This is a genomic window from Flavobacterium sp. FlaQc-49 (assembly GCF_044005985.1).
Lineage (GTDB): Bacteria > Bacteroidota > Bacteroidia > Flavobacteriales > Flavobacteriaceae > Flavobacterium > Flavobacterium cupriresistens.
In genome coordinates, this window is the sequence record NZ_JBIPCS010000008.1 from 92,611 (window position 1) to 104,393 (window position 11,783).

At 35.9% G+C, this 11,783-nt stretch carries 13 protein-coding genes; 12 read left to right on the plus strand and 1 reads right to left on the minus strand.

Annotation, left to right across the window (positions count from 1 at the left end; translation table 11 throughout):
• The first annotated feature begins 39 nt into the window (after nt 1–39).
• The 6 genes from ACHRV3_RS16765 to ACHRV3_RS16790 all read left to right on the plus strand — a co-directional run bounded on the left by ACHRV3_RS16765 (nt 40) and on the right by ACHRV3_RS16790 (nt 7,000).
• Nucleotides 40–1,821 carry a tetratricopeptide repeat protein gene (locus tag ACHRV3_RS16765; RefSeq protein WP_395435458.1) on the plus strand — a complete coding sequence of 594 codons (1,782 nt, stop codon included), beginning with the start codon at nt 40–42 and terminating at the stop codon, nt 1,819–1,821.
• 67 nt (nt 1,822–1,888) lie between these two features.
• The gene (locus tag ACHRV3_RS16770) at nt 1,889–2,200 is read left to right on the plus strand and encodes a DUF4286 family protein (RefSeq protein ID WP_047777108.1); all 312 of its coding nucleotides are present in this window, start codon (nt 1,889–1,891) and stop codon (nt 2,198–2,200) included.
• Nucleotides 2,201–2,589: 389 nt separating this feature from the next.
• Nucleotides 2,590–3,375: a 16S rRNA (adenine(1518)-N(6)/adenine(1519)-N(6))-dimethyltransferase RsmA gene (rsmA, locus tag ACHRV3_RS16775; protein ID WP_047777019.1), complete on the plus strand. Its 786-nt coding sequence runs from the start codon at nt 2,590–2,592 to the stop codon at nt 3,373–3,375.
• Entirely contained in the window at nt 3,359–4,708 is a 1,350-nt protein-coding gene (mgtE, locus tag ACHRV3_RS16780; protein WP_047777021.1) for a magnesium transporter, read from the plus strand. The genes rsmA and mgtE overlap by 17 nt, the downstream gene beginning before the upstream one ends.
• Before the next feature lie 115 nt (nt 4,709–4,823).
• The gene (gene proC / locus ACHRV3_RS16785; RefSeq protein ID WP_047777022.1) at nt 4,824–5,600 is read left to right on the plus strand and encodes a pyrroline-5-carboxylate reductase; all 777 of its coding nucleotides are present in this window, start codon (nt 4,824–4,826) and stop codon (nt 5,598–5,600) included.
• 224 nt (nt 5,601–5,824) lie between these two features.
• Complete coding sequence (locus tag ACHRV3_RS16790) at nt 5,825–7,000, plus strand: WD40 repeat domain-containing protein (RefSeq protein ID WP_395435457.1); 1,176 nt, start codon at nt 5,825–5,827, stop codon at nt 6,998–7,000.
• A gap of 68 nt (nt 7,001–7,068) precedes the next feature.
• On the opposite strand, the gene nhaA is transcribed toward ACHRV3_RS16790, so the two are convergent.
• Nucleotides 7,069–8,232, minus strand: coding sequence for a Na+/H+ antiporter NhaA (gene nhaA, locus ACHRV3_RS16795; protein WP_230003886.1), 1,164 nt, complete (start codon nt 8,230–8,232; stop codon nt 7,069–7,071).
• A gap of 197 nt (nt 8,233–8,429) precedes the next feature.
• Between nhaA and ACHRV3_RS16800 the strand changes: the two genes are divergently transcribed.
• The 6 genes from ACHRV3_RS16800 to ACHRV3_RS16825 all read left to right on the plus strand — a co-directional run bounded on the left by ACHRV3_RS16800 (nt 8,430) and on the right by ACHRV3_RS16825 (nt 11,763).
• On the plus strand, nt 8,430–9,380 hold the full coding sequence (locus tag ACHRV3_RS16800) for a 2-hydroxyacid dehydrogenase (RefSeq protein WP_395435456.1): 951 nt from the start codon (nt 8,430–8,432) through the stop codon (nt 9,378–9,380).
• A 190-nt stretch (nt 9,381–9,570) separates the two neighbouring features.
• Entirely contained in the window at nt 9,571–9,954 is a 384-nt protein-coding gene (locus ACHRV3_RS16805) for a DUF805 domain-containing protein (RefSeq protein WP_205625357.1), read from the plus strand.
• Nucleotides 9,955–9,976: 22 nt separating this feature from the next.
• The gene (locus ACHRV3_RS16810) at nt 9,977–10,255 is read left to right on the plus strand and encodes a TM2 domain-containing protein (RefSeq protein WP_047777029.1); all 279 of its coding nucleotides are present in this window, start codon (nt 9,977–9,979) and stop codon (nt 10,253–10,255) included.
• Nucleotides 10,256–10,399: 144 nt separating this feature from the next.
• Complete coding sequence (locus tag ACHRV3_RS16815) at nt 10,400–10,825, plus strand: DUF805 domain-containing protein (protein ID WP_395426361.1); 426 nt, start codon at nt 10,400–10,402, stop codon at nt 10,823–10,825.
• A 23-nt stretch (nt 10,826–10,848) separates the two neighbouring features.
• A complete protein-coding gene (locus tag ACHRV3_RS16820; RefSeq protein WP_047777032.1) occupies nt 10,849–11,124 on the plus strand; it encodes a TM2 domain-containing protein in 276 nt (91 codons plus the stop codon).
• 231 nt (nt 11,125–11,355) lie between these two features.
• The gene (locus ACHRV3_RS16825) at nt 11,356–11,763 is read left to right on the plus strand and encodes a DUF805 domain-containing protein (protein ID WP_047777033.1); all 408 of its coding nucleotides are present in this window, start codon (nt 11,356–11,358) and stop codon (nt 11,761–11,763) included.
• Nucleotides 11,764–11,783: the final 20 nt, after the last annotated feature.

The window sequence follows — 11,783 nt, forward strand, 5'->3', positions numbered from 1 at the left end:
AATTTAGTAACGGCAACTACAACTCAAAAAAACTGAAATATGAAAAACATCTTTATCTATATCGTTTTGTTGTGGTCCACCCTTACATTTGCACAAAATGAGCAACTCGCTCAATATTACTACGATAAAGGCGATTTTGAAAAAGCCAAAGTCAGTTACGAACAGCTTTTAAGCGGTTCACCATCCAACAGTCAGTATTTTTTAAGAACTGTAGATTGCTACCAGCAATTACAGCAATTTGATATTGCCCAAAAAGCGATTCAGGAAAGATACAACCGATACAAACAAGGTATTTTCTTAGTAGAATTAGGATATAATTTTCAACTTCAGAAAAACGAATCCAAAGCCAAAGACTATTACGAGCAGGCAATTGAAAAAATCCGAACAAACCCAAATGATGTTTACGGAATCGGAAATTCATTCGAGAAAAAAGTATTGTTGGAATATGCTTTAAAAGCGTATCAGACAGCAATGGAAATACAGCCGAATTACAATTTTAATTTTCAAATCGGAATGTTGTACGGTCAGTTAGGAAAGACCGATTTGATGATTGATCTTTTGTTAACCGAATCCTACCAGAATCCGCAAAATGCCAATTTAATTCAAACACAATTGTCCCGTTTTATGAATGGCGAGGCAGATAATACGAGTTTTAAAGATGCCATGAGAAAGGCATTAATCCTGAGAACACAAAAAGATCAGGACGTGTTCTGGAATCATTATCTGAGCTGGTTTTATGTACAACAGAAGGAATTCGGAAAGGCTTTTATTCAGGAGAAAGCCATTTATAAAAGAGAACCGGAATCGTTGATGAGTATTGTGAATTTGAGTCAGTTTGCACTGAATGAAGACGACACCGAAACGGCCTCAGAAATTCTAAATTTTATTCTTTTAAATACCAGAGATTTAGATTTGTTGATTCAGACAAACGCACGTCTGATGGAGATTAAAATTGCAAAAGCACAAGAAAAAGACTACCCTGCAATCGATGCAGAACTGCAACAATTGCTTACAACCTATGAAATCACTCCTTTTACCTTATCTTTGCAAATAATTCAGGCACATTTTCTGGCTTTCAATTTAAAAAAACCGGAAGAAGGCAAGGCAATTATTAAAAAGGCATTAGAGCTTAATCTGAACGATTATCAACAGGCTGATGCTAAAATGGAGTTGGGAGATATCTTGCTTTTGGAAGAAAAATTCAATCAAGCCTTGATTTATTATTCGCAAATTCAATTGGATTTAAAGAATGATGTCATGTCACATGAGGCGAGTTTGAAAGCTGCTAAAACAAGTTATTACAAAACCGATTTTGAATGGGCTTTAAAACAGTTTAAAGAACTTAAATCGGCCAATACACAATTGATTGCCAATGATGCTCTTGAATATTTTTTGCTGATAAACGATAATACCGTTGCCGATTCGACACAAACGGCATTGAAACAGTTTGCTAAGGGTGATTTTTTGCTATATCAAAATAAAAAACAGGAAGCCATAGCCCAGTTTCAGGGGATTTTGAAAACCTTTAAAGGACAGGAAATTGAAGCTGTTACTATGTTGCGTTTAGGTAAAATTTATGAAAGTCTGGCAGATTATAGTGCAGCTTTAAGTCAATATCAGCAAATTATTGACCATCACAGCGAAGGAATTTATGTAGACGAGGCGTTGTACTTTTCAGCAGAAATTTACAACGATGAATTGAAAGACACAGAAAAGGCAAAGCCTTTATATGAAAAGATAATTTTTAACCATCAGGACAGTATTTACTTTGTTGATGCGAGAAAAAAATACCGCCAATTGCGGGGAGATACCAATTTGTAAAATTCCAAAAAAAGGAAATTCCAAATTCCAAACTCTGAGAATAATAAGAATTAAAAGAAGAGACAGAATGATTATTTACAACGTTACCACAAACATACACGAGAGCGTTCATGACCAATGGTTAAAATGGATGCAGGAAAAACATATACCGGAAATTTTAGGGACAGGGAAATTTTCTTCCGCCAGAATTGTAAAGGTTTTAATTGAAGAGGAAATGGGCGGTGTAACCTACTCTGTTCAATATGTTACGGATAGTAAACAGACTTTGGAGCAGTATTATATGGAAGATGCACCAAAATTTCGTCAGGAGGCTTTAGAGCTTTTCGCAGATAAAATGCTTTCTTTCAGAACAGAACTGGAAGTAGTTTCGGAACATTAGTATTTCAGTCTTAGTGTCAGTCTCAGTCTCCGTTTTCAGTTTCGATCTTTAAGATATAAGGATTCATTTTTATAAATAGATAATCTAATGGAAATTCGATTTCAAACTAAAGAAGAAAGCAATAAACAACAGCAAGAGGAATTTTTTAAGTTGTCTAAAGTAGAGAGATTCTATAGCTTTTTGCGTTTAATGGAGAGAGTTAGTCGATTTCCTGTGAAAAATAAGATTGATAAGAATAAAGACAATTTTCTTATTGTAATTAAAAGAGACTAGATATTTGTGAAATATTCAGCAGTTACAAGAAATAAACAAAAAATAAAGAGTTGTGTCTTAGCGCCTTCGTGGCTAAACCAAACCTTGTAGGCCTTTGTGGCAAATAAAATAGAATAATGGAAAAAGTAAAAGCTAAAAAACATTTAGGACAGCATTTCCTGAAAGATGAAAGTATTGCCAAAGCAATTGCAGATACTTTGAGTTTAGAAGGATATGATGAGGTTTTAGAAATAGGACCGGGGATGGGTGTGCTGACTAAATATTTGCTTGATAAACCAATTAATACCCATGTGATCGAGATTGATACAGAATCAGTGGTGTATTTGGGTGAAAATTATCCAAAACTTAAAGATAAAATTATCTCTCAGGATTTCCTGAAATACAATATTAACGAGGTTTACGAGAACAAACAATTCGCTATTATTGGAAATTTCCCGTATAATATTTCGACTCAGATTGTTTTCAGAACCTTGGAGTTCAAACATCAGATTCCGGAGTTTTCGGGGATGTTTCAAAAAGAAGTTGCAGAACGAATCTGCGAGAAAAAAGGATCAAAAGCATACGGAATCTTATCCGTTTTAGCTCAGGCTTTCTATCATACAGAGTATTTGTTTACTGTTGACGAAAATGTTTTTATTCCTCCGCCCAAGGTTAAATCGGGTGTGATGAAAATGACCCGAAAGGAAGATTATAGTCTTCCTTGTGGTGAAAGGTTGTTCTTTACAGTGGTGAAAACTGCTTTTCAGCAAAGACGAAAAACATTACGTAACAGTTTGAAAACATTAAATTTATCAGACCAATTGCGAGAAGACACTATCTTTGATAAACGTCCCGAGCAGCTGAGCGTTGAAGAATTTATTGTTTTGACTCAAAAAATAGAAGCCGATGGAGTTCAAAGTTAGCAAAGAATTAGTCCAACAATTAGAAGAGCACATTGTTAGTAAAAACGACAAAGAACTTGAAGTTTTACTGAATGATATGCACCATGCCGATATCGCCGAAATCTTAGATGAATTAGATTTTGATGAGGCAACTTACATCTTTAAAGTTTTAGATAGTGATAAAACGGCTGAGATTCTTTTAGAGTTGGAAGATGATTTGCGGGAGAATATCTTAAGCCGACTTTCGCCGAAAGAAATTGCAGAAGAGCTTGATGAGCTTGAAACCAATGATGCGGCAGATATTATCGCCGAACTTTCTCAGGAAATTAAAGCCGAAGTAATCTCAGAGTTAAATGACGTTGAACACGCAAAAGACATTGTCGAATTATTGCGTTACGATGAAAACTCTGCCGGTGGTTTGATGGGAAAAGAGTTGGTAAAAGTCAATGAAAATTGGAATGTACTAACTTGCGTGAAAGAAATGCGTATTCAGGCAGAAAACGTATCCAGAGTACATTCTATTTATGTTGTTGATGACGAAAACCGATTGAAAGGAAGGCTTTCGCTAAAAGATTTATTAACAACTTCCACTAAAACTCAAATTAGTGATATCTATATCCGAAAGCTGAATTTTGTAAACGTAGATACCGAAGATGTTGAGGTGGCACGTATCATGCAGAAATACGATTTGGAGGCGATTCCTGTTGTCGATGAATTAGGACGTTTGGTGGGCCGTATTACGATTGATGATATCGTAGACGTGATAAAAGATGAAGCCGACAAAGATTACCAGTTAGCAGCCGGTATTACACAAGACGTAGAGTCAAATGACAGCGTTCTTGAACTGACAAAAGCACGTTTACCTTGGCTTCTAATCGGAATGGTGATTGAAATTGTCGCTTCCTTTGTGCTGAAAGGCAATGAAGCAACCTTTCAAAAATATTCAACTTTAATTATTTTTGTGCCTTTACTTTCTGCAACAGCAGGAAATATCGGTGTTCAGGCATCGGCAATCGTTGTTCAGGGTTTGGCGAACGGAACTTTAAAAGAATTTAGCCGCGGATATTTCAGCAAAGAAATTAGCGTATCGATGATTTCGGGAACGATTATCTCGTTACTTTTATTAGGCTACCATTCGGTGATGTATCAGCAATATTTAGTAGGATTAGCAATTTCAATTTCGATGATCGTGGTAATTTTGTTTGCTGCAACCTTAGGAACTTTAGTGCCGCTTTTTCTACATAAAAATAAAATCGACCCGGCAATTGCAACAGGTCCTTTTATCACCACGACCAATGATGTCTTTGGAATTATGCTCTACTTTGGAGTCGCCAAATTGATTCTTGGATTTTAAATTTTTGCCACAAATTGATGGATTTCAGTGATTTAAAATGAATAAAATCTATGTAATTTGTAAGCGGAAAACAAACTGTTAATCAGCTCAGAAAACAGACCAAAAAACAACCAAAATGAAAGTACACATTATAGGAGGAGGAAACCTTGGTGTTTCTATTGCGCTCGGAATTGCACAATTCTCTAAACACAATCAGGTTACTGTTACAAGGAGAAATACAGCCAGTATTCAGTATTTGTCTGAATACGGAATTACAGTTTCATCCGACAATAAACAAAATATTCAAGAGGCTGATGTGGTGATCTTAACCATTAAACCGTATCAGGTTGATACCGTTTTGGCAGAAATTTTGCCGGTGATCAAAAACCAAACTATCGCTTCTGCTGTGAGTGGCTTATCTCTTGAGATGCTTCAAACTAAAACAAATAATGAATTTCCGGTGATCCGAATTATGCCCAATATTGCGGCTCAGTTTGGAGAATCGGCTACCTGTATCTCTTTCCCGGAAAAAGACAGAGAAAAAGCATTGCCAATTGTAGATTTGTTTCAGGATTTAGGGACTGCTCCTATAATCGATGAAAAACTGATGGATGCTGCAACTGTTTTGGGAGCTTGCGGTACAGCATATGCATTGCGTTATATTCGTGCTTCTATGCAGGCCGGAATCGAGATTGGATTTGACTCAAATACCGCTTTAGCCATAGCAGCGCAAACGGTGAAAGGAGCTGCAAAAATGCTTTTAGAGGAAAAGGTACATCCGGAACAATTAATCGATCGTGTTACGACACCGCAAGGTTGTACCATTGTGGGACTTAATGAAATGGAACATAACGGATTTAGTTCTTCTTTAATAAAAGGAATCAAAACTTCGCTGAAACAGATAAAAGGATAAACTTCGGGAAGTAAAATCCCAATTTTTTAAATCCCAAATTCCAACTTATGAACGTTGGGATTTGGGATTTTTTCTTTTTTGGCTGATGATAGTTTAAACTTTTCCTTTATCAAATTTCTCAAGAGAACATACGAGTATAATTTTTGTTTTCACAGAAATAAAGTGAATAAAGTCGGTATGATAACCGAGAAGTACTTTGCATTGATTTATAAATTTTTGCAAGGATGAAAACAAAATTATTTATTTTATTATTTCCAATACTTGGTTTTGGACAAACACAAGTTGGAGTTGATATTGTCGGGGAGCTTAATTCTAATAGCGGCAGAAGTGTTTCGCTTTCCGCAGATGGTAAGACACTGGCTGTTGGGGCACCCAGCGCTTCAGATAACGGAACATCTTCAGGTCAGGTTCGAGTGTATAGAAATACTGCAGAAGGCTGGACGCAGGAAGGTACTGCAATTAATGGAAAAGCGGCTTACGAAACCGTTGGTTCTTTTGTTTCTCTTTCTGCTGATAGTAATACGTTGGCTATTGTAACGAACAATGGTTTGATTCGGGTATATAAGAAAGAGGATGGAGATTGGAAACAGCAAGGGATTGATGTTAAAGTCGCTTTTTCTAATGGTTGTTTTTACGGTAATGGTCTTTCGCTTTCATCAAATGGTAATGTTTTTGCTGTTGTGGCCAGGGGACAATCAGATGGTGATGCCATACAAGCGAAAGTCTATAAAAATTGGAATGGAAATTGGACACAGATTGGAAATACAATTATTGGAGGAGCAAGCAGCTATTGCAGTACACAAAGTATTTCCCTTTCTGTAGATGGTAGTATCCTTGCTATTGGAGCCAGTGCCGGTAATGCCAATGGTGAAAATTCAGGTCAGGTACAGGTCTATAAAAATAATGATGGGAATTGGGTGCAATTAGGGACTACTTTTAATGGTAAAAAGGGGAGTTATTTTGGCGCAAGTGTTTCCCTCGCTGCGGATGGCGGTACTTTGGCTATAGGAGCATATGGTGCAAAGTCTAATGGGGAGTACTCAGGACAGGTTAAGGTATATAAATGGAACTCAACACGCTGGACGGAGTTAACAACAATTAATGGAGAAGCAAGCGGTTATTATTTCGGTATTAGTGTTTCGCTCTCTGCAGCCGGTAATGTATTGGCGATTGGAGCTACGGGAGGCAATGTCAATGGTGTCAATTCCGGTCAAGTGAAGGTCTACAAAAATAGGGTGGAAGGTTGGACACAGGTTGCCTGTATTAATGGTAAAGCCAATGATTATAGCGGTAATAGTGTCTCACTCTCGGCAGATGGTAGCATTGAGGCTATTGGCGCAACCTCAAGTAATAATGGTTTTAGCGGCAAGGTCAGGGTATTTGGTCCGCTACATCTTTAGACTGGAATTGTTTTGCAATTGTAAGTACTTTATATAGACCAATTTTTTAATCCAAAATTCCAACAACGTTAGGTTGGAATTTTGGATTTCGTTTTTTTCTTTTGATTCAAAGTATATTTCAAATAACAGAAGCCAAATAGTCCGGAAACTACAGAGGCGATTAAAATGGCTATTTTAGAAAAAACAATGGTTTCGGGATCGTGAAAAGCTAAAATGGTAATGAAGATTGACATGGTAAAACCAATTCCTCCAAGCATTCCCGCGCCTATGACATGAGCCCATTTGAGGTTTTTGGGAAGTGTACACATACCGGCACTTACTCCGATCAAAGAGAACAAAAAGATTCCAAGAGGCTTTCCAACTACTAGTCCTAAAATAATACCGTACGTGTTGGGATGGTTTAAACCTTCGTGCCAGTCCGATTCAATGGGGATACAGGTATTTGCCATAGCGAATAAAGGAAGAATAACAAAAGCAACAGGTTTGTGCAGGAAGTGCTCCAGTTTATGAGAAACAGAATTTTCGTCACCATTTCCAAAAGGAATTACAAAGGCTAGTATAACTCCCGTAATAGTAGCGTGAACACCGGAATTAAGCATAAAATACCACATCAGGACACCACCAATTAAATATGGAATAATATTGTAAACTTTCATTCGATTCAAGACAAATAAAAGAGCCCAAATTCCCAATGCAATGGCAAGATTTACAAAAGCTATCGTTGTGGTGTAGAAAATGGCAATAACAATGATCGCTCCTAAATCGTCGATTACAGCCAATGCGGTTAAAAATACTTTTAAAGAGGCAGGAACGCGGCTTCCCAAAAGCGATAAAATTCCGATGGCAAAAGCAATATCCGTTGCCATTGGTATTCCGGCCCCGTTTTGCGTAGCGGTACCAAAATTTAAAGCAAGGAAAATTGCTGCAGGAACAAGCATACCACCAAAAGCAGCCATAATTGGCAGTGAGGCATTTCTGATGCTGGACAGCTCTCCATGATAAATTTCACGTTCTAATTCTAAACCAATCAATAAGAAGAAAATCGTCATTAAACCGTCGTTAATCCAGTGTGTGATTGAATGTCCTCCCAAATCGTGATCCCAGAAACTAATATAATCAGCTTGCATAGAAGAGTTAGCCAGATAAAGGGACAGTATAGTGACAAAAAGTAAAAGAAGCCCTCCTGATTTTTCGTTTGCAAAAAAGGCTTTAAAAGTTTTGGTTAATTTCATGTGGAATATATTCTAAAGATGCGGAAACAAGAGAAAGGCAAAAAAGCCTGAGATTTCTCGATTATTCAAAGTTAAAAAAAATAAAGCCAATAAAAAAGTCAGAACGTTTTGTTTGGACGGAAACTATGTTTTTTGGAATTCAAAAATGAAGAATATGCTGTATTTTTGTTTTTCAATTCGTATAATTAAATTTATTTATGAGCACAAAAATTCTACATATCGACAGTAATAACCCTATTCTCTGGAAACAATTAGAGGAAGCTAATTTTGAAAATGAGGCCGATTTTAAATCTACTAAAGAAGAAATAGAAGCTAAAATTCACAATTATAATGGAATCGTAATCCGAAGCCGTTTTAAAATTGATAAAACCTTTTTAGACAAAGCCGTTAATCTGCAATTTATTGCCAGAGTGGGAGCGGGTTTAGAAAGTATTGATTGTGAGTATGCTGAAGCAAAAGGAATTCATCTGATTGCAGCACCTGAGGGAAATCGCAACGCTGTTGCAGAACATTCGTTAGGAGTAATTTTGTCTTTGTTTAATAATTTGAATCAGGCAGATACAGAAATAAAAAGCGGACAATGGAACCGCGAAAGTAACCGTGGTCATGAACTTGATGGCAAAACAGTGGGTATTATTGGGTACGGAAATATGGGGAAAGCTTTTGCGAAGAAACTGCGCGGATTTGAGACAACGGTTCTTTGTTATGATATTTTGGATAATGTTGGTGATGAAAACGCTAAACAGGTTTCTTTGTCGGAGTTGCAAGAAAAAGCTGATGTGTTGAGTTTGCATCTTCCATGGACTCCCGAAACAGATAAAATGGTCAATGCCGATTTTATAAAAGCATTTGCAAAACCATTTTGGATTATCAATACCTCTCGAGGTAAAAATATTGTAACGGCCGATTTAGTGGAAGCGATGAAAATGCAAAAGATTTTAGGGGCCGGTTTAGATGTTTTAGAATACGAAAAGTTATCTTTTGAGACGCTTTTTCAAGATAAAAATACACCCGAGGCTTTCCAATATTTACTGGAAGCAAAAAACGTTTTGCTGACACCTCATATTGCCGGATGGACATTTGAAAGTCATGAACGTCTGGCTCAGGTAATTGTCGATAAAATAAAAGCGCTTTATTCTGTTTCTTAACCTTTATTTTGGGTTTTAATAACGAGTCTTTTCCTGTAAATATTGTGACGATAATTAGTTTTATTTGTTAATTTTTAATAATATTGTTTTCGATTTTTTGAAGAATCAATCTAAATAGGATTTCTTTAGAATCTGAAGGAGTAACCGAAAATCCTAAAGAGTAGGAATTAACTAACAAACGATATTAATTATGATTGAATGGTACAAAAAAGTGGTTTTTGAAAACTATGCAAATTTTGATGGAAGAGCAAGAAGAAAAGAGTACTGGATGTTCTTTTTGGCAAACATTATTGTAAGCATTATATTTGGATTTATAGTAGGTTTTATTGCTGCATTAATCTCGCCTAGCATTACCCCTTTGGCAAACGTCTATAGCTTAGCCGTTTTTATTCCATCAATTGCTGTTGCAATCAGAAGAATGCATGATATCGGTAAAAGTGGTTGGTATATTCTGATTCCTATTTATAATATCATATTGTTGGCTACGGAGGGAGATAAAGGTACAAATGAGTATGGTGAAGATCCTAAAGGATATAGTGATACAATTGATGAAATTGGAAAATCAGAGCTATAATAATCTATAAAAGAACTATAATATGGAAGAGACAAAAACAGAATCCTGGAATACTCCATTAGCTCCAAGACAAGAAAACAAAAAAGTTCTTGCCGGAGTTTTGGGAATAATCTTTGGGTATTTAGGAATTCATAAATTCGTTTTAGGATATACCAAAGAAGGGGTAATTCAACTCGTTTTAAGTATTGTAACCTGTGGTATTGCAGGGATTATTGGTTTTATAGAAGGAATCATTTATCTTACAAAATCAGATGAAGATTTTTATCAGACCTATCAGGTTGGTAAGAAAGGATGGTTCTAAAAACATACAAATCCCATTGTAATAAATGGGATTTGCGCTTTTGTTCAAGAAAGTGTTTTGATAAAAATATACAATTAAATAAGGTTTGAAAGGAGTAAGTAAAAATTCCGGAGAACAGAAATTAACTAATAAACGATATTAATTATGATTGAATGGTACAAAAAAGTGGTTTTTGAAAACTATGCAAATTTTAAAGGACGTGCACGAAGAAGTGAGTATTGGTATTTTGCACTTGCTAACGGAATAATCTTTACTTTATTAATTGTAATAGGAGTTATAATTGGTAGCGTTCTTGGAGATGCATTAACGGGAGTTATTATAGGATATGTTCTTTTTGGAATTTATAGCTTGCTGACACTTGTTCCTACTTTGGGAGTTGTGGTTAGAAGATTGCATGATGTTGGTAAAAGCGGTTGGTTTTATTTAATTGCTTTTATTCCATTTATCGGAGGAATCTGGATTCTTATTTTGTTCTGTACCGAAGGAAATCATGGACCAAACCAATACGGGTCAGACCCTAAAAATCCGACTGAGGAGATTAATGAAATTGGAAAAGTTGAATTGCAATAATTAAAAGAAAAAACAATATAAAGATGGAAACTACAAAACAAGAATCATGGAATGCTCCACAAGGAGTGAAACAAGAAAATAAAAAAGTGGTTGCAGGAGTTCTTGCAATTTTATTAGGTGGATTAGGAATCCATAAGTTTTATTTAGGTTATACAAAAGAAGGAGTTATTCAGTTGATATTAGGTCTTTTGTGTGGAATTGGTGCCGTAATAGGACTTATAGAAGGAATTCTATATTTAATAAAAACAGACGACGAGTTTTATGAGACTTACCAAGTTGGTCAAAAAGGCTGGTTCTAAATAAGACAAGAACCATTTATTACGATGGTTTTTATACGAATACAATTCATCTCAAAAGAGATGGATTGTATTTTTTTTATGCAATTTTTGAAGGAATGTCTTTGGTGTTGTTATTGAGAAAGATAGCGGTATAATTTGGTTTTGGAACGAATTATTTCTGTGAAAGTTAAATCCAAAGGAGGAACTGAAAATCCTTAAGAGTAAGAAAATTATTAAAAAAAAAGAATAATCATGATTGAGTGGTACAAGAAGGTAGTTTTTGAAAACTATGCAAATTTTAGTGGAAGAGCGAGAAGAAGCGAATATTGGTACTACTGTTTAGCTAGTGCGCTAATATCTATGATTTTAGGAGTGCTTGATTATTTTGCTAACTTAAGCCCGGGAGGTTTGGAATTGGGAGTTTTTAGAGGGTTATACGGTTTAGTAGTTTTTATCCCAGGTTTAGCAGTAATGGTGAGAAGATTGCATGACGTTGGTAAAAGTGGGTGGTTTATATTTATTATTTTAATTCCCTTGATTGGTGTAATATGGTTCTTTATCTCCCTTTGTACGGAAGGAGATGATGGGCAAAATGAGTATGGTGCCGATCCGAAAGATGAGTTTGATGAAATGGACGAGATTGGAAAAGAATTAGCCTAATCCGTTTTAAGTAAAAAACA

Coding starts and splice junctions, on each gene's coding strand:
- ACHRV3_RS16765 (WP_395435458.1), top strand. CDS start 40: ATGAAAAACATCTTTATCTATATCGTTTTGTTGTGGTCCACCCTTACA.
- ACHRV3_RS16770 (WP_047777108.1), top strand. CDS start 1,889: ATGATTATTTACAACGTTACCACAAACATACACGAGAGCGTTCATGAC.
- rsmA (WP_047777019.1), top strand. CDS start 2,590: ATGGAAAAAGTAAAAGCTAAAAAACATTTAGGACAGCATTTCCTGAAA.
- mgtE (WP_047777021.1), top strand. CDS start 3,359: ATGGAGTTCAAAGTTAGCAAAGAATTAGTCCAACAATTAGAAGAGCAC.
- proC (WP_047777022.1), top strand. CDS start 4,824: ATGAAAGTACACATTATAGGAGGAGGAAACCTTGGTGTTTCTATTGCG.
- ACHRV3_RS16790 (WP_395435457.1), top strand. CDS start 5,825: ATGAAAACAAAATTATTTATTTTATTATTTCCAATACTTGGTTTTGGA.
- nhaA (WP_230003886.1), bottom strand. CDS start 8,232: ATGAAATTAACCAAAACTTTTAAAGCCTTTTTTGCAAACGAAAAATCA.
- ACHRV3_RS16800 (WP_395435456.1), top strand. CDS start 8,430: ATGAGCACAAAAATTCTACATATCGACAGTAATAACCCTATTCTCTGG.
- ACHRV3_RS16805 (WP_205625357.1), top strand. CDS start 9,571: ATGATTGAATGGTACAAAAAAGTGGTTTTTGAAAACTATGCAAATTTT.
- ACHRV3_RS16810 (WP_047777029.1), top strand. CDS start 9,977: ATGGAAGAGACAAAAACAGAATCCTGGAATACTCCATTAGCTCCAAGA.
- ACHRV3_RS16815 (WP_395426361.1), top strand. CDS start 10,400: ATGATTGAATGGTACAAAAAAGTGGTTTTTGAAAACTATGCAAATTTT.
- ACHRV3_RS16820 (WP_047777032.1), top strand. CDS start 10,849: ATGGAAACTACAAAACAAGAATCATGGAATGCTCCACAAGGAGTGAAA.
- ACHRV3_RS16825 (WP_047777033.1), top strand. CDS start 11,356: ATGATTGAGTGGTACAAGAAGGTAGTTTTTGAAAACTATGCAAATTTT.